At 64.8% G+C, this 22,108-nt stretch carries 25 protein-coding genes and 2 pseudogenes; 13 read left to right on the top strand and 14 right to left on the bottom strand.

What is annotated here, in order from left to right; translation table 11 throughout:
• Positions 1-796, bottom strand: a pseudogene (locus A5766_RS19525) (transposase); the annotation flags it as partial.
• A 698-nt stretch (positions 797-1,494) separates the two neighbouring features.
• A complete protein-coding gene (locus A5766_RS19520; protein WP_064906071.1) occupies positions 1,495-2,070 on the bottom strand; it encodes a TetR/AcrR family transcriptional regulator in 576 nt (191 codons plus the stop codon).
• 105 nt (positions 2,071-2,175) lie between these two features.
• Between A5766_RS19520 and A5766_RS19515 the strand changes: the two genes are divergently transcribed.
• Together A5766_RS19515 and A5766_RS19510 are read left to right on the top strand one after the other, a co-directional pair.
• Positions 2,176-2,871 carry an SDR family oxidoreductase gene (locus A5766_RS19515; RefSeq protein ID WP_324288110.1) on the top strand — a complete coding sequence of 232 codons (696 nt, stop codon included), beginning with the start codon at positions 2,176-2,178 and terminating at the stop codon, positions 2,869-2,871.
• Positions 2,872-2,931: 60 nt separating this feature from the next.
• Positions 2,932-3,486, top strand: coding sequence for a hypothetical protein (locus A5766_RS19510; RefSeq protein ID WP_064906073.1), 555 nt, complete (start codon positions 2,932-2,934; stop codon positions 3,484-3,486).
• 8 nt (positions 3,487-3,494) lie between these two features.
• Here A5766_RS19510 and A5766_RS19505 read toward each other — a convergent pair whose 3' ends face one another.
• Complete coding sequence (locus A5766_RS19505; RefSeq protein ID WP_005202521.1) at positions 3,495-3,758, bottom strand: DUF1905 domain-containing protein; 264 nt, start codon at positions 3,756-3,758, stop codon at positions 3,495-3,497.
• A gap of 85 nt (positions 3,759-3,843) precedes the next feature.
• Between A5766_RS19505 and A5766_RS19500 the strand changes: the two genes are divergently transcribed.
• From A5766_RS19500 to A5766_RS19485, 4 genes are all read left to right on the top strand, one after another.
• Positions 3,844-4,494 carry a TetR/AcrR family transcriptional regulator gene (locus A5766_RS19500; protein ID WP_005202522.1) on the top strand — a complete coding sequence of 217 codons (651 nt, stop codon included), beginning with the start codon at positions 3,844-3,846 and terminating at the stop codon, positions 4,492-4,494.
• 100 nt (positions 4,495-4,594) lie between these two features.
• Entirely contained in the window at positions 4,595-4,933 is a 339-nt protein-coding gene (locus A5766_RS19495; protein ID WP_197494592.1) for an ArsR/SmtB family transcription factor, read from the top strand.
• Positions 4,926-5,378, top strand: coding sequence for an SRPBCC family protein (locus A5766_RS19490; protein WP_005202525.1), 453 nt, complete (start codon positions 4,926-4,928; stop codon positions 5,376-5,378). The genes A5766_RS19495 and A5766_RS19490 overlap by 8 nt, the downstream gene beginning before the upstream one ends.
• Positions 5,375-6,001 carry a maleylpyruvate isomerase family mycothiol-dependent enzyme gene (locus A5766_RS19485; protein WP_005202526.1) on the top strand — a complete coding sequence of 209 codons (627 nt, stop codon included), beginning with the start codon at positions 5,375-5,377 and terminating at the stop codon, positions 5,999-6,001. The genes A5766_RS19490 and A5766_RS19485 overlap by 4 nt, the downstream gene beginning before the upstream one ends.
• Positions 6,002-6,029: 28 nt before the next feature.
• Here A5766_RS19485 and A5766_RS19480 read toward each other — a convergent pair whose 3' ends face one another.
• The 3 genes from A5766_RS19480 to A5766_RS19470 all read right to left on the bottom strand — a co-directional run bounded on the left by A5766_RS19480 (position 6,030) and on the right by A5766_RS19470 (position 8,543).
• The gene (locus tag A5766_RS19480) at positions 6,030-7,235 is read right to left on the bottom strand and encodes an arylsulfotransferase family protein (protein ID WP_064870530.1); all 1,206 of its coding nucleotides are present in this window, start codon (positions 7,233-7,235) and stop codon (positions 6,030-6,032) included.
• A gap of 178 nt (positions 7,236-7,413) precedes the next feature.
• Positions 7,414-7,737 (bottom strand): AzlD domain-containing protein, encoded by a 324-nt coding sequence (locus A5766_RS19475; RefSeq protein WP_064864745.1) that lies wholly within the window; start codon positions 7,735-7,737, stop codon positions 7,414-7,416.
• Positions 7,734-8,543, bottom strand: a complete 810-nt coding sequence (locus A5766_RS19470; RefSeq protein WP_231894733.1) for an AzlC family ABC transporter permease — start codon at positions 8,541-8,543, stop codon at positions 7,734-7,736. The genes A5766_RS19475 and A5766_RS19470 overlap by 4 nt, the downstream gene beginning before the upstream one ends.
• 18 nt (positions 8,544-8,561) lie before the next feature.
• Here A5766_RS19470 and A5766_RS19465 point away from each other — a divergent pair, with 18 nt between their 5' ends.
• A complete protein-coding gene (locus A5766_RS19465) occupies positions 8,562-9,200 on the top strand; it encodes a helix-turn-helix domain-containing protein (RefSeq protein ID WP_005202530.1) in 639 nt (212 codons plus the stop codon).
• Between the two features lie 278 nt (positions 9,201-9,478).
• Positions 9,479-10,966 (top strand): DEAD/DEAH box helicase, encoded by a 1,488-nt coding sequence (locus A5766_RS19460; protein ID WP_064864751.1) that lies wholly within the window; start codon positions 9,479-9,481, stop codon positions 10,964-10,966.
• On the opposite strand, the gene A5766_RS19455 is transcribed toward A5766_RS19460, so the two are convergent.
• From A5766_RS19455 to A5766_RS19440, 4 genes are all read right to left on the bottom strand, one after another.
• Positions 10,938-11,753 carry a maleylpyruvate isomerase N-terminal domain-containing protein gene (locus A5766_RS19455; protein ID WP_005202533.1) on the bottom strand — a complete coding sequence of 272 codons (816 nt, stop codon included), beginning with the start codon at positions 11,751-11,753 and terminating at the stop codon, positions 10,938-10,940. The two genes, A5766_RS19460 and A5766_RS19455, sit on opposite strands and share 29 nt — an antisense overlap.
• Positions 11,754-11,863: 110 nt before the next feature.
• Positions 11,864-12,370 carry a hypothetical protein gene (locus A5766_RS19450; RefSeq protein ID WP_005202534.1) on the bottom strand — a complete coding sequence of 169 codons (507 nt, stop codon included), beginning with the start codon at positions 12,368-12,370 and terminating at the stop codon, positions 11,864-11,866.
• 17 nt (positions 12,371-12,387) lie between these two features.
• On the bottom strand, positions 12,388-13,917 hold the full coding sequence (locus A5766_RS19445) for a 4Fe-4S binding protein (protein WP_005202536.1): 1,530 nt from the start codon (positions 13,915-13,917) through the stop codon (positions 12,388-12,390).
• Between the two features lie 45 nt (positions 13,918-13,962).
• On the bottom strand, positions 13,963-14,982 hold the full coding sequence (locus A5766_RS19440) for an AurF N-oxygenase family protein (RefSeq protein ID WP_064906067.1): 1,020 nt from the start codon (positions 14,980-14,982) through the stop codon (positions 13,963-13,965).
• A gap of 177 nt (positions 14,983-15,159) precedes the next feature.
• Here A5766_RS19440 and A5766_RS19435 point away from each other — a divergent pair, with 177 nt between their 5' ends.
• The gene (locus A5766_RS19435; RefSeq protein ID WP_005202540.1) at positions 15,160-17,013 is read left to right on the top strand and encodes a cation:proton antiporter; all 1,854 of its coding nucleotides are present in this window, start codon (positions 15,160-15,162) and stop codon (positions 17,011-17,013) included.
• Between the two features lie 83 nt (positions 17,014-17,096).
• On the opposite strand, the gene rpsR is transcribed toward A5766_RS19435, so the two are convergent.
• The 4 genes from rpsR to rpmB all read right to left on the bottom strand — a co-directional run bounded on the left by rpsR (position 17,097) and on the right by rpmB (position 18,139).
• Positions 17,097-17,354 (bottom strand): 30S ribosomal protein S18, encoded by a 258-nt coding sequence (gene rpsR / locus A5766_RS19430; RefSeq protein ID WP_005202542.1) that lies wholly within the window; start codon positions 17,352-17,354, stop codon positions 17,097-17,099.
• 79 nt (positions 17,355-17,433) lie between these two features.
• Positions 17,434-17,739: a 30S ribosomal protein S14 gene (rpsN, locus tag A5766_RS19425; RefSeq protein WP_005202543.1), complete on the bottom strand. Its 306-nt coding sequence runs from the start codon at positions 17,737-17,739 to the stop codon at positions 17,434-17,436.
• The gene (gene rpmG, locus A5766_RS19420) at positions 17,739-17,903 is read right to left on the bottom strand and encodes a 50S ribosomal protein L33 (RefSeq protein ID WP_005179659.1); all 165 of its coding nucleotides are present in this window, start codon (positions 17,901-17,903) and stop codon (positions 17,739-17,741) included. Before rpmG ends, rpsN begins: the two co-directional genes overlap by 1 nt.
• A complete protein-coding gene (gene rpmB / locus A5766_RS19415; RefSeq protein ID WP_064906065.1) occupies positions 17,903-18,139 on the bottom strand; it encodes a 50S ribosomal protein L28 in 237 nt (78 codons plus the stop codon). Before rpmB ends, rpmG begins: the two co-directional genes overlap by 1 nt.
• A 166-nt stretch (positions 18,140-18,305) precedes the next feature.
• Here rpmB and mrf point away from each other — a divergent pair, with 166 nt between their 5' ends.
• The 4 genes and pseudogenes from mrf to A5766_RS19395 all read left to right on the top strand — a co-directional run.
• Positions 18,306-19,643, top strand: coding sequence for a ribosome hibernation factor-recruiting GTPase MRF (gene mrf / locus A5766_RS19410; protein WP_005202552.1), 1,338 nt, complete (start codon positions 18,306-18,308; stop codon positions 19,641-19,643).
• Entirely contained in the window at positions 19,640-19,891 is a 252-nt protein-coding gene (locus tag A5766_RS19405; RefSeq protein ID WP_005202553.1) for a type B 50S ribosomal protein L31, read from the top strand. Before mrf ends, A5766_RS19405 begins: the two co-directional genes overlap by 4 nt.
• A gap of 153 nt (positions 19,892-20,044) precedes the next feature.
• The gene (locus tag A5766_RS24760; protein ID WP_064906063.1) at positions 20,045-21,175 is read left to right on the top strand and encodes a DUF2510 domain-containing protein; all 1,131 of its coding nucleotides are present in this window, start codon (positions 20,045-20,047) and stop codon (positions 21,173-21,175) included.
• A gap of 586 nt (positions 21,176-21,761) precedes the next feature.
• Positions 21,762-22,108 (top strand): annotated as a pseudogene (locus tag A5766_RS19395) (HNH endonuclease); the annotation flags it as partial.

Below are 22,108 nucleotides of genomic sequence, written 5' to 3'. Positions count from 1 at the left end.
CCCCCGCGGGGCCCCGGCTCTCGGGGAACACCTCGCGGACCCCGGCCCAGAACCCGAGCGCGCCCCCCCCCCCCCCCGGGGGGGGGCAGGGCATGCCACGGCGTTTACAGCTGCGCAGCAGATCGGCCCACGACTCGGTCGATTCCCGGTAGCCGTCAGCGAGCGCGATCAACTCCTTGCGGCCGTCGGCGCGGACGCCGATCATGACCAACAGACACAGCTTCTCCTGCTCCAGGCGCACCTTGAGGTGGATGCCGTCGACCCACACGTACACATAGTCGGCGGTGATGTCGCGGTCGGCGAAGGCTGCGGCTTCTTTCTGCCACTGGGCAGTGAGTCGGCTGATGGTGGCCGCCGACAACCCAGCGCCGGAACCGAGGAACTGCTCGAGTGCCGGCCCGAAATCGCCGGTGGACAGTCCATGCAGGTACAGCAGCGGCAGGACCGCGGAGATCTCCGGGCTTTTGCGTGCCCACGCCGGCAGAATCTTCGACGAGAACCTCTGCCGCTCACCGGTGTCTGGGTCGACGCGCTAGTCGTTGACCCGCGGTGCCTTCACCGCAACCGCACCCGCAGCGGTCATCACCTCCCGCTCGCTGTGGGAGCCGTTACGCACCACCAGACGGTGCCCGTTCTCATCGACCTGATCGGTGAACTGGTCGATGCAGGCGGCGACCTCGGCGCGCAATGCCGCGGCGAGCATCTGCCGAGCACCGTCTCGGACGATCTGATCGAGGATGGAGCGGTCCTCGCCAGCCGGGTTGGAACCTTCGTTGGAGTTGACTACCGTGAGCACGAGGCGTGCCTTTCCGCCAGCGCTGCAACGCTGACTTGATCAAGTGACTACCAGGATCATATTTACGGGAAGGCACGCCCTCCCTGATCCACAGGTCTTGATCATTCCTCGCGCACGCCCGCGGAGGAGGCTCTCGTCTATTTGTGCTGTAACGGGGGGTGGGTTGATGTTGCACGCGATGCAATTGACGAGCAGGGCGTGCTGCGGCGGCAATTTCGGAGCCTTCCTTTAGGTCCGGAATGGGACGACGATGACGGAGTACCCGACGGAGAGAACGACGCTGGACCCGACTTCGATTGGGATGAGGTTCCTGGCGCACTAACGGGAGATGAAGATGTCGCACTACTGTGGCGACCAGATCTCGATGGGATCGATGATCCTGGCGGTGAGACAAATAGTTTCCTGCGCATGGGCGACTATAGGCCTGGGGCCTGGCACGTTCGATTTGACCGGTACGGAGACGATCCGAATCCAGCATCAACCATTTACTGAGGGCATCCGGGCGAACGGCTTGGGCCTTGGCTCGAGCGCCCACTATCCGTGTCCGGCAGACAGTCCCACGGCTCCAGCATCTACTCGGAGCTGCGGCGAGTGGACAAATCATGTGGGGCTAGGGGTTTCGGAAACCCGAACGCGCGATCGCCTCGACCGCGAACTTGCCGAGTCCATGCGGCATCGGTGTTCTTGAACGTGTGAGCTCACGCAGACTTCTCTGCTGCGGTGCTCACCGCCCGCAGCGCCGTCATCGCGGTGTCGGCGATGTTCAGGAGGTCCTGGGTCGAGCCGCCGTCGCGCGCGCATCCCGACATTCCGCGAAGAACGGCAACGAGGAACTCTGCGAACTGATCGCTGTTGACTGTGGCGGCGAGGTCTCCGTCGCGTATGCCCTGGTCGAGTCGATCCTGTAGGCGCGCCCGCAAGGTTTCCCGCTGCGCACCGAGGCGCGGTTCGGTCAGCATCAGGCAGCCGGGCGGCGTCGTAGGTCCGGTGTGCGCGTGTGCGGTGTGGTCGAGTATTCGGGCGATCGCCTGTTCGACGGTCGGCAGCGCGGTTGCGTCGTCGACTGCTGCGATCGCGCGGTCGAAGTAGAGCGCCGACGCCTCGTCGAACAGGTGCTGTTTATCGCCGAAGGCCGCGTAGAGGCTCGGTGCCGTGATGCCCATGGCGGCAGTGAGCCGCGCGATGGAGGAGCCGTCATATCCCGAACGCCAGAACTCCTCGACGGCCGCCAGCAGGGCGGCGTCGCGATCGAAACTCCGAGGTCGGCCTGCCACGGTCCGACAATAACATAGCGACCGTTACAGAATGTGTTACGGTGGCTGAGTCAATAAGCTAGCGATCGATACAGAATGGAACCATCATGAACATCGAGGGTGCGGTTGTGCTCGTCACCGGCGCGAACAGGGGAATCGGAGCGGCGTTCGTCGAACAACTCAAGCGCCGCGGGGCGTCGAAGATACGCGGCGGCTCGCGACGCCGGCACCATCCACGCGGACGGCGTCGAGGCGATCTCGCTCGATGTCACCAATCCCGACGACATCGCCGCTGCCGCCGCGACGGCGACCGACGTCGATCTGCTGATCAACAATGCGGGCATCTCCACGGGAACGCCGCTGGTGTCCGGAGATGAGGCAGCGATCCGTCGCGAGATGGATACCAACTTCTACGGGCCGCTGCTTGTGACCCGTGCGTTCGCGCCGATCCTCGAATCGAATGGTGGGGGAGCAATCCTGAACGTCGTGTCTGCGTTGTCGTGGTTCACCGCACCGGGCGCCGGCGCGTACGCCGCGTCGAAAGCAGCAGCCTGGATGCTCACCGACAGCACCCGACTCGAGTTGGCCGCGCAGGGCACGCAGGTCACGGCCATCCACATGGGTTTGGTCGACACCGACATGTCTCAGGGCATGGACGCGCCCAAGCTTTCACCCGCCGAGCTGGCAAATGCCGGCCTCGACGCCATCGAGTCGGGAGAGCAGGAAGTGCTGGCGGGCGACTGGGCAAAGCTTGTGAAGTCCGGACTCACGCTCGAGCCGAAGCAACGCTACGAGCAACTCTTCGGCACAACCGGTGCGTAGTTGGCAGATGAGGCTCCCGAGCGGGTAAGACGGAATCGTCCGCTCCGAGAGGTGATCGTCATGAGCCATGACATCCTGTCCGACGCCGAGATCGCAGCTCTGACTGCGCAGCAGCGTCGGGATCTGATTGCCCGACTGTCCCGGCCGCTCGACGGCATCGCGCCGAGTCCGGTTGTGCGCAGCAGGATTCGGCGCGTGCGCATCGGCGTGATGGCGATCGGCGCGACGGCACTCATTCCGTGGATTGTCTTCCTCGGGCTGACCCTGCCGGTCGACTACGTCGCCCACAACCGGTCGGTCACCTGGATTGGCTTCGACGTCCTGCTCGTCACCATGATGACCGCGACGGCGGTGCTGGCGTTCCTGCGTCGACAACTGCTGGTCCTCGCGGGATTCACCACCGGAATCCTGCTCATCTGCGACGCCTGGTTCGACATCATGACCGCGGCCCCCGACGACCGGTGGGTCTCGCTACTCACCGCATTCCTCGCCGAACTACCCCTCGCTGCGCTGCTGATTCTGGGCACGACGCGGATCATCCGCCTCAACGCCGTACGCCAGTGGCAGATGGAACCCCATGCGCCGCTGTGGGATCTACGGATGGCCATTGGCTGAGCTGTGCTCTACCGGTCTGGGTCGACGACGAGCTCCACTTCGACTTCGTCGCCCGCTCCACGCCCCGTTTTCTTGCGCGTTTCTGCATTGAACGACACGAGATAGCGCCCACCCATCACGCCGATGGTCGTGCGGTAGGTGTAATCGCCGTCGATGGTGACGATGACGGGCACGCGCTTCCCACGACCGAAGGCGAGCACGACGTCCTCGTCGACGACGATCCCAACGTTCTTGCCGCCCGTTGCCTCGAGCACGGTACGAAATGTGGTCATGGCTCTCCTCGGGGTCGCTGGGTGTACCGATGATAGGTTGGATGGAACTAGACTATCCAGTACTCCGACGATTGGCTGACGCAGAATGAGCGAGAAGGACGACGAGCCGACGCCGGGGCGGACCGAGCGTAAACGGCAGGCGATTCTCGACGCCGCGACGGAACTCTTCCTGCGGAACGGGTTTCGCGGAACGAGCATGGACGAAGTGGCGACGCGGGCGGGTGTGTCGAAGCAAACCGTCTACAAGCAGTTCACCGACAAAGAGCGTCTGTTCCGGGACATCGTCGAAGGTGTGGCGTCGAACTCGGACGCGGTAATAGCCACGCTCACATCAGCATTCGGCGATTCGGCCGCGACATCGTCGAGAGCGCTCGAGACGCGGCTCCGCAGCGTCGCGCTCGTGTACCTCGATGCGGTGCTGAACCCGCGGGTGCTGTCCCTGCGTCGACTGATCATCGCCGAGGCGGACGCCTTTCCGGATCTCGCCCGCAGCTACTACGACTATGGGCCGGGGCAGGGCGTCGAAGTCGTGGCGCAATGTTTGCAGCCGTACATCGACGCAGGGCTGCTCGTCGTCAACGAGAGTCGTCTTGCTGCAGCGCATTTCGCCTATCTGGCGCTTGGGTCCGCGCTGGATCGAGCCCAGTTCATGCCCGACGACCTGCCCGATAGCGCTGAGCGTCAACGGCTTTCCACCGCGGCAGCAGCAGCATTCGTCGCCGCCTATGGCGCCTGAGCTTGCGTGCGGCATGCCCGCGTGACAACACGCTTGCGTCGCCCTATACTACTCATAACGTGTACAACTGATAAGTAGTGAAGATGGAAAGTGAGTGGTGATGACAGCTCAACTGGGCGACACATTTGCTGCCCTCGCCGACCCGACGCGGCTGGCCATCGTCGAAACGTTGACCAGGGGCGACGCGACGATCAACGAGCTCACCGAACAGTCGACGCTCACGCAGCAGTCGATCTCCAAGCACGTCAAGGTACTCGAAGACGCCGGCCTCGTGACGCGGACGCGGATCGGTACGTCACGCCCGTGCCATCTGGAAGTCCATCGACTCGACGCCGCCCAGCGATGGCTCGCAGGCCGTCGCGACGAGTGGGTGGCTCGACACGACAGGCTCTCCGAGCACTTGTCGTCCATCGTCGAACAGGGAAAAGGTCATGGCTGACGACACTTTCACAGTGCGGCGGATCTACCGTGCCCCAAGGGAACTCGTCTTCGCGTGTATGACCGAGCCCGAACACCTCACTCACTTCTGGGGTCCGACGGGGACGTCGACGCCGCTGGAGGGGATCGTCGTCGAGCTGCGCCCAGGTGGCGCCTTCGAGACGACGATGGTCAACGACGTCGACGGCTCGGAGTACCGGATGCGCGCCGAGTACACCGACGTGGAGGCACCGCGGTTCTTGGCTTGGCGTGAAGTGGACTCCGGAGTGCACACCTCGCTGACATTCGTCGACCTCGGCGACGGCACAACGGAAGTCGTCACCCATCAGCGAGGTTTGCCACCGGAATATCGCACACCAGAAGCGAGGGCCGGTTGGCAGACGGCGCTCGAACGTGGCGTCACCTACGTCGAAGACCTTGCCCGACAACCGAAAGAACCCTCATGAACATCTCGACCACCGACCTTCAGGCGCTCGTCGGCCTGCAACTGTCCGCGTTGGCTGATCTCCTCGACGACGGCGCGCAGTCGCTGGGCGGTGGCGCCGCTCTTGCCGACGCCGAAACACTGTGCGCGGGATGGCGCGTGCGGCACGTCGTTGCACATATGACGATGGCCGCACGCTACGACGGGCCCGCCTTCATGGCGGAGCTATCCGCGGTGGATGGCGACTTCGAAAAGCTGTCGCAGACGATCGCGGAGCGTGACGCGCGCCGACCGTTCAGCGAGCTACTCGACGACCTGCGCGGCGACACCATGGCCGGGTGGGCGCCACCTGGAGGTGGAGCCGCAGGCGCGCTGACTCACGCGGTGATCCACTCTGCCGACATCACCGTTCCGAATACGTTGCCGCGCAGCTCGTCTGATGACGCGACGCTGATTGTCCTCGACTCGCTCGCGGATGGAATCGCAGGTCGACAGTTCGGAGTGGATGTCGGCAATCGCACGCTTCGTGCAACCGATCTCGCGTGGTCGTTCGGTGACGGCAGCGAGGTGGTCTCTCGTCCAGCGAGCGAGCTTGTGGCGCTACTCGCCGGACGAGCGGTCGGCGGAGTCGATCTCAGGAGCTGATGAAGCATTACGGCTCAGACCGTTCCGATCACGGCCAGGTGTCGAGGTAGGCGCGATATGTGCCGACCGGAAGCGTTGCGTCGTAGGTCATTTCGCCCGACGGTGAGAACTCCGAAATGTGCGGGGCGGTGCCCCAGCTCCCGAAGGTGTAACCGTCGGCCACTGCCTGGGCGTTGCCGGTGGCTGCCGTGGCCAGGCCTCCGGGATGTGCCTGGCGCCGAACGAGAGTCGCGGTGCGTCGCGTGGGATCGAGTCGAATCCACTTGATGCTGGAGTCGCCGAGTTGGGTGGCAACGTTGATGTTGTTGTCGAACAAGCGAATCGTGTGGGAATCGGCGTACTCGACGTCGTGTTGGCCGAAGAAGTCCGTTCCGGGCCCCATGCGCAAGCTCGAGTGTTTTCCGCCGACGCTCCAGAGGATCTGACCGGTGCGAGCGTCGATGTTGTAGGCGGCGTTCAGGTTTCGGAAAGAGATGAGCAGGTTTCCGGCCGGGTCGAGCACTATCGAGTTCATATGGAAGGGGTCGAAGGTGGCTGCGCCGCCGAGGCCGGTGTATCGGGCAGCCGACGCCGTGAGCGGAATATGTTGTAGTGCAGACCATTCGGTCAGCGTCCGACCACTCGCGACGTCGACAACCGAGGCGACGCAATCGAGGAGGGTCCCGCGCTTGGGACCGCCGACGGACGTGAGGTCGGCGCTGACCTGGTGGTATGACGTGATCAGTGCCCGACCGTCAGGTGTGAGCCGAAATTCGTGGACATCGGAGCCGAGTCCCGCAGGGGTGATCTTCTTGATGATGTGCCCACGGGTGTCAGCGATGACGTCGACTCCCGCGCCGTGGCCACCTTGGCCGGAGCCTTCCCACCAGGTGAGCACCTTGCGTCCCTGATAGGTCTGCGTGCGGAAGTTCGAGATGCTGCCCCCTTGGGCGACGGTGTATCGCCACACGACCCGCCCGGACTTGTCGACGATGACGGCGGATTGGTCGGTGTTGCCGAGTCCGCGCGGAACGACGGGCAGCGGTACCGCTGCGGCCCAGCCCGTTGTGTAGAAGATGTATCCCGAGGGTCCGCCGGGCTTGTTGACGTTCACCGTGTAGGTCGGGGTGCCGATCGGGTTGGTCGGAAGGCGAGGAGCCGCTTGCGCAGTCGCGGCACACGTGACGGCCGAACCCAGTCCAAGAATGGCTGCGGTCAGTATGGCCAGAAGACGCGGCGTCGAGCGCTTACGCATGTGAGGGTCCCTCGGTAGATCGATGCGAACTCAACGATCTTCGGGCGTTCGTGTGCCGATGACAAGCTCTCGCGCCCGGCGATTCGAAACCCTGGTGCCGTCGTGTCCGGTTCGCGGAGAAGGGATTTGGGTCAAGCGCGCATAACGTACATGCCGCGTGCCCCGAGTAAGGGCAAACTCACCCGACGCCGGCCGCGCGGAGCCCAGCGGCTACACCTGCCGCCAGCAAGATCACGACGATCAGCGGTGCCTTGAGCAGTGCGGCCACCACACCGGCGGCAACACCCGCCGGCCGCGCCCATCCGGACAGATCCTGCCCGGCGTAGAGGGCGCCGGTCGCGGCGACCGCAACAAGGAGAACCAGCGCGGCACGGTCGATCAGTGCGCGCACTTTGTCCGACACGGTAATTCGTGAGCGCAGCAGGGGGCCGGCCAACCGCAGCGCATAGGTACCTGCGGCCAGCACTGCGACGCCGATGAACAGTTGCGTACCGTGCGTCACGACGCACGCTCGGCGGTCTGGAGCGCACTCTCGGCGTAACGAGACGCACGGTCGGCATGAGGAGACGCACTGTCGACGGGATGGACCGCACGTTCGGCAGTATCCAGCGCACGGTCGGCATCGCGGCGGGGGAGCGGCACGCCGGCAAGAAGCCCGGTGAGGGCGAGCAGGACCGGGACGCCCGCGGGGACGAAAGGCGTTGTGGCAACGGCGATCACGGCACCCAGGGCCAGCGACGCGCCGAGCTTGCCGCGCTCGGAACGTTGTGCGCGCAGTGCCGAAATAGCCAGTGCGGCCAGCAGTGCGGGGAACGCGGCGTCGAGTCCAAGTGTCTCGGGACTCGAGATGACCTGTCCCGCAGCAGAACCCACGGCTGAGCCCGCCGGCCACGAGACGAGCACGCCGATCCCACACCACAGGAAGGCGGCACGCGCACGTTCGGCGTCGGGTGCTGCGGCGGTCAGGGCGGCCGTCTCGTCGTTCACCATGTGTGCTCCGACGAGTCGGCGCATGCCAGAGCCGAGATACGGCCCGACGGACAGACCGTAGCCGAGGTTGCGGGTATTGACGAGCAGGCCGGCCAGAGCGCCGACGATGGGCAGTCCGCCGGTGGCGAGAATGCCGACGAAAACGAACTCGCTCGAGCCCGCCATCACCACGCAGGCGATGGTCAGGATCTGCCACCAACTGAGCCCTGCGCTGTGACCGGCGACGCCGTACGAGCATCCGATGACGAACACCGACAGCGCCATCACTGCGACGCTGCGCAGCGTGTCGTAGCCGAGTGTTTCCCATGACGAACGCATGACCACTATGATGAACATATGGGTACTGTTCGTCAAGATGAACACTCGGACGATTTGCCGGACGACCACCTCGGTGGCGCTGCGGGTCGATCCGAGGCCGATCCGACGGCGTCGGGTCCCACCGCGGTGATCGCAGCGGCGCTCAAGCGTGAGCGGGCGCGCGTCGGCCTGTCGATCGGCGAACTCGCACGGCGTGCAGGCATCGGAAAATCGACGTTGTCGCAGCTAGAGCAGGGTCTTGGTAACCCGAGCATCGAGACCGTCTGGGCGCTGAGTGAGGCGCTCGGCCTGACCTTCTCCGACCTCGTCGACACCCCGCCGCGTCGGGTGGAGGTGATCAGGTTCGGTGACGGACCGGCCATTCCGTCGGCGACCGCCGAGTACATCTCGACGCTGTTGTCCGCGGCTTCGCCGTCGTCGCGACGCGACATCTTCTTGCTGCGCGCCGAGCCGGGGGAGCCGAAAGTGTCTCGCCCGCACGCGCGCGGCGTCGTCGAACATGTCGTTCTGTCAGCGGGTAGGGCGTTGGTTGGACCCCTCGATGATCCGGTCGAGCTTCGGCCCGGCGACTACATCTCGTATCCCGGAGATGCCGACCATGTCTTCGACGCACTGGAGCCCGGCACATTCGCGGTACTGGTCAGCGAAGCTTTCTGACATTTCCGCCGCAGCCACTTCGGAGCGTAAACGTGACTGCGCTCACCATGATTCGCTCACTCGGACGACCTCGCGTACGGTGTACATATTGGCGTGCACAGACATAGCCAACGCGTCGTAGATCGCAATTCTCGCGGCGGGTCCCCCACATAGCCCGGGGTCGACCACCGCTCTTTGACTTCATACGGCGAAACGACTTCGCGCACCCGCGATTTCGCCACCACAGCACAGGCCACCGTGGTCCGCAGTGCTGATGAGCACGTAGAGAGACCTTTTACATGACTACATTTGCCGAGCTCGGCGTACCTGCCGAGATCGTGAAAGTCCTTGCCGCGGACGGAAAATCCGAGGCTTTCCCCATCCAGACCGACACCCTTCCCGCCACACTCGACGGCGGCGACGTCCTCGGCCGCGGCCGTACGGGTTCCGGTAAGACACTTGCGTTTTCGATCCCGCTGGTCGCCGGACTGGCCGAGCTCGACGTCGACCGCGTCCCCGGCGCGCCCACCGGCCTCATCCTCGCGCCGACGCGTGAGTTGGCCACACAGATCGCCACCGCGGTCGAGCCGCTGGCGAAGGCCGTCGGCCTGACCGTCACCACGATCTTCGGTGGCGTCAAGCAGGCCCGTCAGGAGCAGGCGCTCGGGCGCGGCGTCGACATCGTCGTCGCATGCCCCGGACGACTCGAAGACCTGATGCAGCAGCGCATCGTTCGTCTCGACAACGTCGAGATCACCGTCATCGACGAGGCCGACCACATGGCCGACCTGGGCTTCCTTCCCGGAGTCACCCGAATCCTGGCCGCAACGCCTGCCGACGGACAGCGGATGCTCTTCTCGGCCACCCTTGACCGCGGCGTCGACAAGCTGGCCAAGCGCTTCCTCGACAATCCGACGATGCACTCGGTCGACGAGGCCACGTCGCCCGTCGAGGCTATGACGCACCACGTCTTCGAGATCGAGCACGCCGACAAGAACGCCATGGTCGCCGAGCTCGCATCGGGAACGGGACGTCGAATCCTCTTCACACGTACCAAGCATCAGGCGCGCAAGCTCGCCAAGAAGCTCACCTCCGACGGCATCCCCGCCGTCGACCTGCACGGCAATCTGTCTCAGCCGCAACGTGATCGGAACCTGAAGGCGTTCGGCGAGGGCGGTGTGCGCGTGCTCGTGGCGACCGACGTCGCCGCGCGCGGTGTGCACGTCGATGCCATCGAGCTCGTCGTCCACGTCGACCCGCCCGCCGAGCACAAGGCGTACCTCCACCGCTCCGGCCGCACCGCGCGTGCGGGCAACGCGGGCGATGTCGTCACACTGTGCCTGCCGGATCAGCGTCGCGACGTTGCCGGCTTGCTCGGCAAGGCTGCGATCAAGGTCAAGCCGGTTCGGGTGCGCCCGAGCTCGGCAGAGGTCGACGCTCTCGTCGGCGCACGCGCCGAGCGAGTCGAGCCGACACCGGAGCCCGCCCGCCCTGCCGGACAGTCCCGTCAGGGAGCCGGCGGTGGACGTGGTCGTGGTGGCGCCAACGGTGCACGACGCCGCAGCGGCGGACCCCGCGACGCGCAGAGCTCGCGTGGTTCGGGTCAGCGCGGGTCGAGCCAGCGTGGTTCGGGCCAGCGCAGTTCCGGGCAGGGTAGCTCGAGCCAGCGCGGCTCAGGCCAGGCGCGCGGCGGTCAGCCGCGTGGTCAGCAGGGCTCGAACACGCAGAGTCGTGGACAGCAGCGCGGCGGCGGTCGCGTCAGGCATCAAGCGGCGCGAACCGCTTGACAAGATGGGTAGCGAGCCATGGACTGGGACCCCAGGCCATGGCTCGTCCTGTCAGTAGCGCACGTATCGGAGACATGCGGCCGTAGCCGATCAGCACGCCCGCAGCCGGTTTGACGCTCACGTAGAGATCGGGATCGGCGTGCTCGTCGGGATTGATCTCGAGGTGTCCGTCGGCGAACTGGTACACGAAGCGCTCGTCGGTCCCGCGGAATCGGATCTCGAACGTGGCGTCGGGTGACGCCTCGCCGAGATGATCGATCCAGCAGGGCAACAGTTGGTGCCGTCCGCGTGCGACCAGCGGTGCGACACCGGGGTCGAGTTCCCAGTGGGCGCCGACCGTTCGCGCGATGTCGTGGCCGTGCACGGTCATTTTCCCGATCAGTATGCCGAGCGCGGAGTCGGCGCGGACTCCGCGGCAATCACCTTCGACGGGCATGACGGGCACCCGCGCACCGAAGTGGCCGACCAGATCCAACAGTTCGTCGAGGTCGTCGAGAAGCCTTGCCGCGAGCTTGTGTACGTCACGGGTGGTCAGATTCGCGATCTGCTTTGCGTAGATGTCCTTGAGATCAGAGGGGCGGCTCGGCCACGCTGTGGCGCCACATGCCAGGTCAAGGTAGCGGGAGGGCTCGCTGGCGACGTGTCCGACACACTCTGCGATGGTCCACTTCGACCGCCTTCCCAGCGACGCGTCTGGGTTGTCGATGCTGCACACGAGGTCGACGAAGTTCTGAGCTGTCGACCGTGCTGCATCGATATAAGCAAACCGTGAAAGTGTGTTGTTCATCCCCAAGGCCACCCCCGTCGCGGGATGACGATACTCGTGAGCGCATGTCTATGCGACGCTCAGTCGGTGTCATTCGAACGTAGGAAACCGAATTGTGACATTGCGTCGATTCAGATACCGGCGGCACTGAAAATTGCGGAACGCACAGCGGCAAAACAGTCGTCGGCTTCCGACTCCGGTCCGAGCCCGATGTGGCAGGTGTTGCCGAGCGGCCCGGCGTCGTCGAAGCCGGACACCGTGAACCCACGCTCGGAAGGATTGGTCGACAACGCGTCCGTCGGCGACAGCGTGGCCTGCGCAAATGGCACAGACGTCACGACGACTCCTTTGCTCGACCCGACCACCTCGACGATCAGATGCGCGGGCGTCAGCACGACGAGCGTCCCGAAATCGGTGTCGTCGGTGTCGGGTTCTGAGCTCTGTGGCGCCAGCGGACCCGGCTTCACCGACTGCGAACTGCGGGTGACCCACGCGGGGGACTGATCGTCAAGTTTTAGCCCCTCGTCTTTGACGTACTCGCGGAGGCCGAGACGCATTTCCGTCGCGAGCAGCGGCAGGTTCGCCTCGGTCGTCGTGCGGTCGTATTCGGCTTGTTGAGTCGGCTTTGAAGGGCTCATGCCCGCAAATCTACCGATCAGCGGCCGGCCCGGACGAGCGTTGCGCGTGACCCCCGCGTCTGTTGGTGCGACGGTCGCGGCAGCAGACCGGCTTCGAGATCGGCCAACAGCGAAGCGACGGTCTCGCCGGAGTCTGTCTTGTTGGTACCGATGAAGCCCGACGGCCCGCGCTTGATCCACCCGGTCACGTACATCCCCGGCACACGACGACCCTCGTCGACGACGCGTCCTTGGTCGTGCGGGATCACGCCGCGCGCGGCGTCGAATGGAAGTCCGGGGACAGGCCGACCGCGGTACCCGACTGAGGTGAGAATCAGTCCCGCGGGCAGCGTCGTCGTGTGGGTGCCGCCTGTGTTCGTGACGACGAGTCCGTCAGCGGCGCCGAAGCCGTCGACCGACACCGCCTGCGGTGTGTGGTGGAACGCGAGGCGGATGTGGCGACCGGAGACGGGCTCGTCGGTCGCCAGTTCTGCGAGGAGTTCGAGCTTGGCCCGTGCCACCGCGTCGAGGTCGTCGAAGGGCACGTCTGTGAAGTCGGCGGGGTCGGTGACCACTCGCACGCCGTTGTCGGCGAGGCCGACGAGTTCGGGCAACGTGAAGGCGGCATGCTCTGGACCTCGACGCCCGAGCACCGTGACCTGCTCGATCGACGACGACTCCAGCGCGGCAAGCGCACGAGGGGCGATCGACGTCTTGGCCAGTCTTTGCGCACCACCGACGAGGATGCGCGCGACGTCGAGTGCGACGTTGCCGTTCCCGACGACGACCGCACTGCGGTGCGACAGGTCGGGATCGAGCGAGGCGAAGTCGGGATGGCCGTTGTACCAACCGACGAACGACGTGGCCGATCCGACGCCGGGAGCGTCGATGTTCTCGATCTCGAGGCGACGATCCGTCGGCGCACCTCCCGCCCAGATCACGGCGTGATGCCGTGCGCGCAGGTCGTCGAGCGTGATGTCACGGCCGACCTCGGTGTCGAGGAGGATCTCGACTCGTGGATTGCGGGCGATGTCGTCGAACAGGTCGATGACTTTGCGGGTTCGGGTGTGATCCGGGGCGACGCCGTAGCGGGCGAGGCCGAAGGGGCGTCGGAGACGTTCGTAGATCGTCACCGACACGGAGCGGTGGCGGAGCAGGTCGTCTGCCGCATACATTGCCGACGGCCCCGATCCGACGATGCCCACGGACACCGGCTCGTCGAAATCGAGTGCCCGCGGGTGCTCGATCGGCGCGAGTGGAAGCCGCTGCACCGGGTCGACGGGGAACCGTGCGTCGGTGAGACCTAGCTGTCCTTCGGCCGCGTAGGCGAGTGCGTTGATGTCGGCAAAACGTTCCTGCCCCAACGGGATTCGATGCGACGGAACGATCGCCCCCACCGGGCACGCACTGACGCATGCCCCGCAGTCGACGCAGGTCGTCGGATCGATGTAGAGCATCTCCGACGTCGCGAAGTCCGGCTCGTCCGGTGTCGGGTGGATGCAGTTGACCGGGCACGCGTAGACGCACGAGGCGTCGCCGCAGCACGACTGGGTCACGACATGTGGCATGTTGGGCCCGTTACTCTTTCGGTGGCAGGGGTTGAGTGATCGGGCTCAGGCCGCGGTGTAGGTCGGTTCGCTGCGGAACCGTGACGAACGGCCCGAGATCCCGAGTGCTCGCCACATTGCGCGGGAGGCCGGATTCATCAGGCCGCACTGCTCGGCGAGCATCCGCACATCACCGAATACGTTGCGGCGCACACGCTTCGACGACTCGGCGCGCCAGAAGATGTCGCGCATGACGTCGCGCGGGACGTCGAATTCACGCCTGAATCCACGCGGCGGAACCATTATCGCGCCGAGCAGGATGCGCATGGCCAGGGGAAACATCAGCGAGAGCACGAAACGCTGGAAGCGGCCCTTGCGGGCGACGTTCTCGCGGAGGTGATGATGCGCGAACGAGATGTGCCGTGCTTCCTCGGCGACGTGTAGCTGCATGACGGCCGCCATCGCCGGGTGGAGGTCGGATCGCATGCGCAGGAAGTCTTTTTGGAGATGGTCGATGGGCTCCTCGCCGCCGAGGATGCCGAAGAAGAAGATGGTGGGGAACGTCGTCGACACCAGCGGCACCACGGGGGAGATCAGTCGGTAGCCGAGCTTGGCGCCCGGAACGTCCATGCCGATCCGGTTGACCAGCTCCTGGAACATCAGCGTGTGGTTGCACTCCTCTTTCGACTCGTGCGTGGTGTAGCGAAATTCCTTGGCGCCGTTGGGCAATTTGAAGCTGTATTGCATCAGGCCGCGGATCAGGATCGACTCGAACTGCAACCCGACCTTCGCGACGTTCGCCTGTCGCCACATGCCGATGCGGATCTGCTTGTCGAGCGGCTGTTCCTGATACCAGGGGTGGCGGCCGATGGGGTCGACCTCGTAGTTGAGCACCCAGCGCGGATCGTCGGGCACGACGGCCATGTCCGCAGCGTCCCAGTCGATGTCGAGGTAGGGGTCCAGGTTTCGGTGCACCGACGCCGACGAGAGGTCGTCGAGGACCTGCTCGTATTCGGCGCGGGGAAGCCCGTGCTCAGCGTCGCTCGACGCCGTCTCGTCGGGGTCGTACCTCAGTGCCTTCGTCATGAGAATTGCCTTCCGCGAGATGCAAGTGGTGCGTGAGCACAGCCGACAGTGTGGGGTGTCACACCGTAGGCTTTCGACGGTAAGTGGCACCGAAATTGTTGTCAACAGTCAATGGCACAGTTTTCGGTGGAATTGTTCTTCAGTGGCGGGCGACAGTCTCTGAAAGGGGCCGGTGCGATGGAAAAGGTGCTGATCGTTGTTGCGGCGGTTCTCTTCATCGCGCTGGTGACCGACATCGCCCCTCGCCTGCGGATTCCCGCACCTCTTGTCCTGGTATTCGTCGGCGCGGTGATCGGCATCATGCCGTTCGTGCCCGCCTTCCACGTCGATCCCGAGTGGATTCTGGTCGGAGTGCTTCCACCGCTGCTCTATTCGGCGGCCATCGGTATGCCGACGATGGACTTCCGCAGGGACTTCACCGCGATCAGCACGCTGTCGGTGGTGCTGGTGATCCTCAGTGCCGTGGTCGTCGGGTGGTTCTTGACGCTTGTGGTGCCTGACATCTCGCTGGCGACGGGTGTCGCGTTGGGTGCGATCGTGAGTCCGACCGACGCGGTGGCGACGTCGATCGCCAAGCGGATGGGCGTACCGTCGCGCGTCGTCGCGGTCCTCGAGGGCGAGAGCATGCTCAACGACGCATCGGCGCTGGTACTCCTACGTGCTGCCGTCGCGGCGACCGCGGCCACGATCTCGTTCTGGGGCGTGGCGTTGAACTTCGTCTTCGCTGTTGCGGGCGCGGTGGCCATCGGTGCAGCTGTGGGCGTCGCCAACCTGTGGGTGCGGTCGCGGATGCGCGACGCCACGGCCAACACGGCGATCTCGTTCACCGTTCCCTACATCGCGTACGTGCCCGCGGAGGCGATCGGAGCGTCGGGTCTCGTCGCCGCGGTCACCGCGGGCCTGATCACCGGGGCGGGCGCGGTCAGGTATCTCACGCCGCAGCACCGCATCTCGGACATGCAGAACTGGCACGTCGTCGAGCTGATCGCCGAGGGCGCGGTCTTCCTGCTGATGGGTCTCGAGCTCTTCACCCTCATGTCCGACGTCCACAACGACCACGAAGGCGTGCCGAACGCGGTGTGGATCGGGCTGTCGGTGTTGTGCGTCGCGCTGCTCGTGCGAGCCCTGTACGTCGTGCCGCTGGCGTGGTGGCTCGACAGGAAGCGACGACGCGGTGATCGGCTCCGCCCGATGCTCGCGGATTTCTCGGTGACGCCGAGCGACGACGTCGACCGCGACCAGGAACGTCGGAGTCGGCAGTGGTGGCGCAGGGCTTCTCGACGACGCCGCCACCGCGACGCCACCAAACTCGCGGCGGGCGACATGCCGCCCGTCTCCACGGACACCGCGGCCCGTATCAATTCGCGGATCACGCGCACCCTCGCCGACATCGACTACTACACCGAAGCGCCGCTGGGCCCGAAGGAGTCGGCGATCGTGGTGTGGGCCGGAATGCGCGGCGTGGTGACGGTGGCCGCAGCTCAGACGCTGCCGGACGATACGCCGAGCAGGCCGCTGCTGGTTCTCGTCGCATTCGTGGTCGCGGCGGCGTCGTTGCTGATCCAGGGTGGCACGCTTCCCTGGTTGATCCGCACGCTCAAGATCGGCGACGACAGCGAATCGATGCTCGCTGAACGTCGACGGCTTCGTGCAGAACTCGACGCGACCGCCCAGAAGGTGATGGCCGAGTCCGAGACGGTCAGACAGATCCCGTGGTTACGACCGCGACTCGAACAGGTCAGCCGCGAGGCTGAGGAAGACGCCGAGGCCGGCGCCGTCACCGATTCCGATGATGGTTCGGCCGACGATCCGAATAGCGGTGTGGTCCCCGCCGGCGCGAGCACGCCGTACGGCCTCAGCTTCGAAGAACGCGTGCAGATCCGACGAACGCGTCGAGAGATCATCGCCGCTCAGCGTAAGAAGCTGCTCAAGCTGCGCAGTCAGGGGACTTACAGTTCGTCCGCTCTGAGCCGCGCGCTCGGGCAACTCGACGCCGAGGAGATCAGCCTCGACATGCAGCGCGGATCGTGACTCGCTGAATGTTGCGGTTGCCCAGGCGCGCGGATACCGCGCCTGTGGGCAACCGGAACCGAAGACTCCGCAGCGGCGACGAGTCAGCGCTGAGAAACGAAGGGCAGCAACGCCATTTCGCGCGCATTGCGGATGGCGGTGGCCACTTGGCGCTGTTGCTGCGGGGTCAGTCCCGTGACGCGTCGGCTGCGAATCTTGCCGCGGTCGGACAGGAACTTGCGCAGCAGGTTCACGTCCTTGTAGTCGACTTCGGTGATGTTGAGCGCGTTGAGCTGATTGCGCGTCTGCTTGGGCTTGGTGTCGGCGCCTGGCCGTGGCCGACGCGGTGTTCGCTTCGCCATGGGTGATGTCCTCTGTAGTGGGTAATGGGTGGTAGGCCGCAGGTGTGGACGCTGTGAGCGCCCACACCTTCGACGGTACTCACCAACTCGACTTGTGGATGCCCGGTAGTTCGCCGCGATGGGCGAGTTCGCGGAAGCGGACGCGCGACACGCCTGCCTTGCCGACGTAGCCGCGCGGGCGGCCGTCGACGGCGTCGCGGTTGCGGATGCGCGTCGGGCTCGCGTTGCGGGGCAGCGCCTGCAGGTCGCGCTGCGCCTGTGCGCGCTGTTCGGGTGTTGCGGCTGCGTCGACGATGGTCCGCTTCAGTGCCGAACGTCGTTCGGCGAAGCGGGCAACGGTCTCACGACGCTGCTCGTTGCGGATGATCTTGGACTTCTTGGCCATCAGCGATCCTCACGGAATTCGGTGTGACGCTTGGCGATCGGGTCGTATTTGCGGATCACCATGCGGTCGGGATCATTGCGGCGGTTCTTACGGGTGACATAGGTGTAGCCGGTTCCGGCCGTCGACCGGAGTTTGACTATGGGTCGGATCTCGTTGCGAGCCATCAGACTTTCTCTCCTCGTGCGCGAATCTGGGCGACCACGGCTTCGATGCCCTTGTGGTCGATGGTCTTGATGCCCTTGGCGCTCACGTCGAGCGTCACGAAACGTCGTTCGCTGGGCAGGTAGTAGCGGCGTCGTTGGATGTTGGGGTTCCAGCGGCGTGAGGTCCTTGGGTGCGAGTGCGACACCTGATTGCCGAACCCCGGCGTTCTCCCGGTGACCTGACATCGTGCTGCCACGGCACAACCTCCTTGTTGGAAACGATTGGCGTTAGTGCGGTATTCCACGCTATCGTGGCGACACGCTAAATGGAAATTGTTGCCAATAATTCTGACGTGAAGGAGCGAGGCTGTGCAGGCCGATCCAACTGATGCACGACGCCGGCCGTCGATACCGCGCACTCCGATGACACTGGTCACCGGGCTCGACAGGGACGCGGTGGCGCGGACCACGGACGCGCTCGCGATGGCTGGGACCACGCTGGTCCACCACGACCTCTCGTCGCTACCCAGTGGTCGGGTGCTGCGCACGACACGCACGATCGACCTCGACGGCGTCGAGCACACCGACATTCGCGAGATCTCGCTCGAGCACGGATGCGTGTCGTGCACGCTACGGATCGACCTGCTCCCGCTACTGCGTCGACTCCATCAGCGATCAACGGTGGAACGCATTGTGCTGCAACTCGATCCGCTCATCGAACCCGAGGCGCTGTGCTGGGCGATCGAGCATGTCGTCTGCTCGGACATGCCGGGATTCGTCGACGCTCCCGCGGGGTACGACGTCGCCGTCGACGCGACCATCGCGTGCGTGTCGGAGATGGAGTGGCTCGACGCCGCGAGCGGTGACGTCACACTCGGCGAGGCGGGGCTAGTCGAGTGGTCTGCTGAGTTGGATTCTGCTGTGGCCGACGACGATCGCACCCTGGCTCAGGTGGCGGTTGGTCAGGTCGCCTTCGCCGACGCATTGGTGCTCGCGGGCGCCGACCCGGCGTTTCGCGATGCATGGTCGTCGGCGCGGCTGATGGAGGTCTTGCGTCGCCTCGCGCCCGGTGCTCCGATCGTGATGGAGTTGCCGCAACGACCCATCCGGCCGGGCATTCTGATTCAGTTGCTGCGCGCGATCGGCCCGACCGCCCGACGCGGCGCTGTCTTCGGTCCGCATGACCCGCTGCTGCGCGGAACTCCACCGTTGACCACGGAATGTGGCGTGTCGATGGCTGTGTTCGAGAGCGACAGACCCTTCCATCCGACGCGCCTGCACGACGCCCTCGACCATCTGCTCGACGGCGTGATCTGCTCTCGCGGGAGGCTGTGGCTGGCCACCCGATTCGACGACGTGTTCTGGTTGGAGTCCGCCGGCGGGGCGCTACGGGTCGAGGAAGCGGGGCAGTGGCTCGCGGCGATGTCGGCCGACGAGCGTTCCGACGTCGAGGAGACTCGTCTCGCGATGGCGGCGCTTCGGTGGGACGAGACTTTCGGTGACCGTCACAACGCGCTGACGATCCTGGCGCACCGCGCCGACGTCACCGAGATTGTCGAGGCATTGCACGCCGCCACGCTCACCGACGTCGAAATGGCGGAGGGGCCGGATGCCTGGCGCGAGTACGACGACCCGTTCGGCACCCGGCACGAGGACCCCTGCGCCGACAGCACGCATCCCGGGTCAGGGCTGCTCTCCATCACAGACGGCCTCGACACCGATCAACAGCGCAACGATTCCGAGAAAGGGGATCTCCCATGAAATCTGACATCCATCCCGACTACCACCCGGTCGTCTTCCGCGACGCCGCGACCGGCACGCCATTCCTTACCCGGTCGACCGCGACGTCGACGGAGACCGTGGAATGGACTGACGGACAACACTATCCGCTGATCGTCGTCGACATCACGAGCGCGTCGCATCCGCTGTGGACCGGCACCGCGCGGGTCGTCGACACCGAGGGACGCGTCGAACGTTTCCGGCGGAAGTACGCGGGTCTGCGGGCATAGGATTCGGGGGCGGTCGTCATAGGTGTGGTCGTGGAGGGGTGACGATGCCGCACATGTACGATTCCGACACCGCTCCGAGACAGCACCGGAGCGCACGCCGGGGGCGACGACGTCTCGCGGGTGATGGATGTGGATCGATCCAGGAGGATGCGGATGTCGGTCGTAACGTATGAAGGCTCCGATTGCACTGCGGTGCTCGACACCGACGCGGCAACGCTCACACTCACGCACCGAGGTTTTGGCACCGCAAAGCACAAGAAGATGTCATCGCCGTGGGTTATCCCACTCGGGGCGATCAGGGATATAGAGATCAAAGAACCTCGAGCGCTCACGATTGGGTGGGTTCGATTCGTGCTGGCTGATCGTGTGGGCTGGGATAAAGATAGATACCAGGATGTGAATGCGTTCGGCCTGAGTGCGGGAAAGAACATTCAACCCTTTATTGACGACGTGAACTCGGCTCGACGCTTCGTCAAACCGACTGCCGTCTCGACGCCCCCGGTGCAGTCGAGGACTCAGCAGACCCAAGCGAAGAGCGAGGAGGATCGAGTTCGTAGAGAAGCCGATCGAGTTCGTAAAGAAGCCGAGAGGGTTGAGGCCAACCAGCGAAAAGAAGCGTGGAAGGAAGAGAAGGCGACTGCGAGCGATCGTGCACTGCGTCCCGACGTCGCGGCGATGAAGGCGGCGATGGATACGAAATCGGGGGTTGACGTCGAGATCGCCTACCTGACCACGCACTTGGGTATCGACGAAAAGGTTGACGTTGCCTGTACCGGCTTATACGAGCTCCACACCGGTCTCCTGACCGTCACCGATTCCCGGGTCTTATTCACCTTCCACAGCAGGACCAAACTCGTGGTCGAGGCGGCCGATTTTTCATCGATCACTTCGATCAATTGGTCGCCGGGAATGGTGCTCGGGAAGATTACGATCGTCTCGCAGGAGAAGGTCCTCGAGGTCAAGAGTGTGGTCAAGGGCGACGGTATCGCGGTGGTCGATCGAATTCGAGAAAAGCTCGATGCCATCGTAGTCGCGAAGGCCGCTGCACCCAGACAGACCTTGGCTGCGCCTGCTGCCGTCGCTCCAGCGCATGCCGTTGCGTCAGCTTCTGCGGTTGCGTCGGCTCCTGAGCCGCGAGTTTCGGAACCGGCTTCGATCGAGATCATCCCACCGCCGCCGTCTGTGCCGCCCGGCTGGTATCCGGAGTCGGCCGACGCGGTTTTGGTGCGTTATTGGAACGGCGCGCAGTGGACCGACCACACCGCACCGCGGCCGGTGCCGTGAGTATCACTGAGCCAGTAGCAGTAGCAGTAGCAGTAGCAGTAGCAGTAGCGGCAGAGGACGCAGTGGCGGTGCCGTGCTGGATAGCACGACGACACAAGGTGAACTCGAATTACATTGCGCCGGCCGGATCTGCCAGCGGTCGCCGGCACGCCAGATCGGGTACGTGCGTACCACTATTGATGGTGCGCTGCGATCAGTACGACGATGAGCCGTAGCGTCTGCAAACTGTCCGACGACGCGACCGCGATCAACGCGATGTCGAGCGACGCGATCTCGACCATGGAATGACATGGCGGACAACACTATCCGCTGATCGTCATCGATATCGAGAGCGTGTCGCACGAGCTGTTGGCCAGCACTACGCGCGTCGTCGACACCGCGGGAAGTGTAGAGCGTATAGGGCGGCTGTACACGCGAAGGGCGTAGTGGGAGCGGCACGCCAGGAGGCTGGTCCTGGGCACGGATCACTGGGTTGGCGGCCATCCACAGATTCGATCCTGTGTTCGAGATTTTCCTCGACAGTGTCCGCATTGCCGGGTAGTGTAGAACACATATTCGACACGACGTGGGGCGGGGGTGGCGGCACGTGAACAGCAACAGCAAACGCAACAGCAGTGAAAGCGGTGGCGCGCCTTCGGTTTTGGCTGCTGCTGCGGTGGGTTCTGGGGATGCGGTGGTGGCGGAGAAGCTGTCACGCCTGGCAGCGGTGTTGGATGAGTTGGCTGCCGTGGATGTGTCGTTGGTGTCCGACGACGTTCTCGTCGAAGCCACCGTCGAGGCCGAACGCCTGGCGTTGCGCACGGCCGGTGCGGTCACCGATCGTTTGATTGTGGAAGCGTCCGACCGCGACCTGCCCCACGGTTTGGGGTTCCGCGATATTCGCAACTTCATGGGGCAGCGTCTGCATATCGGTGATCCCGCAGCTAGGTATCG

The sequence above is a fragment of the Gordonia sp. 852002-51296_SCH5728562-b genome (assembly GCF_001665475.1).
Classification (GTDB): domain Bacteria; phylum Actinomycetota; class Actinomycetes; order Mycobacteriales; family Mycobacteriaceae; genus Gordonia; species Gordonia sputi.
This window is presented reverse-complemented; position numbering and strand designations above follow the sequence as displayed.

Coding starts and splice junctions, on each gene's coding strand:
- A5766_RS19480 (WP_064870530.1), bottom strand. CDS start 7,235: ATGCGTAAGCGCTCGACGCCGCGTCTTCTGGCCATACTGACCGCAGCC.
- A5766_RS19470 (WP_231894733.1), bottom strand. CDS start 8,543: ATGCGTTCGTCATGGGAAACACTCGGCTACGACACGCTGCGCAGCGTC.
- A5766_RS19500 (WP_005202522.1), top strand. CDS start 3,844: ATGAGCGAGAAGGACGACGAGCCGACGCCGGGGCGGACCGAGCGTAAA.
- mrf (WP_005202552.1), top strand. CDS start 18,306: ATGACACTGGTCACCGGGCTCGACAGGGACGCGGTGGCGCGGACCACG.
- A5766_RS19465 (WP_005202530.1), top strand. CDS start 8,562: ATGGGTACTGTTCGTCAAGATGAACACTCGGACGATTTGCCGGACGAC.
- A5766_RS19460 (WP_064864751.1), top strand. CDS start 9,479: ATGACTACATTTGCCGAGCTCGGCGTACCTGCCGAGATCGTGAAAGTC.
- A5766_RS19495 (WP_197494592.1), top strand. CDS start 4,595: ATGACAGCTCAACTGGGCGACACATTTGCTGCCCTCGCCGACCCGACG.
- A5766_RS19405 (WP_005202553.1), top strand. CDS start 19,640: ATGAAATCTGACATCCATCCCGACTACCACCCGGTCGTCTTCCGCGAC.
- rpmG (WP_005179659.1), bottom strand. CDS start 17,903: ATGGCTCGCAACGAGATCCGACCCATAGTCAAACTCCGGTCGACGGCC.
- A5766_RS19440 (WP_064906067.1), bottom strand. CDS start 14,982: ATGACGAAGGCACTGAGGTACGACCCCGACGAGACGGCGTCGAGCGAC.
- A5766_RS19445 (WP_005202536.1), bottom strand. CDS start 13,917: ATGCCACATGTCGTGACCCAGTCGTGCTGCGGCGACGCCTCGTGCGTC.
- A5766_RS19510 (WP_064906073.1), top strand. CDS start 2,932: ATGAGCCATGACATCCTGTCCGACGCCGAGATCGCAGCTCTGACTGCG.
- A5766_RS24760 (WP_064906063.1), top strand. CDS start 20,045: ATGTCGGTCGTAACGTATGAAGGCTCCGATTGCACTGCGGTGCTCGAC.
- A5766_RS19435 (WP_005202540.1), top strand. CDS start 15,160: ATGGAAAAGGTGCTGATCGTTGTTGCGGCGGTTCTCTTCATCGCGCTG.
- A5766_RS19455 (WP_005202533.1), bottom strand. CDS start 11,753: ATGAACAACACACTTTCACGGTTTGCTTATATCGATGCAGCACGGTCG.
- A5766_RS19490 (WP_005202525.1), top strand. CDS start 4,926: ATGGCTGACGACACTTTCACAGTGCGGCGGATCTACCGTGCCCCAAGG.
- A5766_RS19485 (WP_005202526.1), top strand. CDS start 5,375: ATGAACATCTCGACCACCGACCTTCAGGCGCTCGTCGGCCTGCAACTG.
- A5766_RS19505 (WP_005202521.1), bottom strand. CDS start 3,758: ATGACCACATTTCGTACCGTGCTCGAGGCAACGGGCGGCAAGAACGTT.
- A5766_RS19450 (WP_005202534.1), bottom strand. CDS start 12,370: ATGAGCCCTTCAAAGCCGACTCAACAAGCCGAATACGACCGCACGACG.
- rpsR (WP_005202542.1), bottom strand. CDS start 17,354: ATGGCGAAGCGAACACCGCGTCGGCCACGGCCAGGCGCCGACACCAAG.
- rpsN (WP_005202543.1), bottom strand. CDS start 17,739: ATGGCCAAGAAGTCCAAGATCATCCGCAACGAGCAGCGTCGTGAGACC.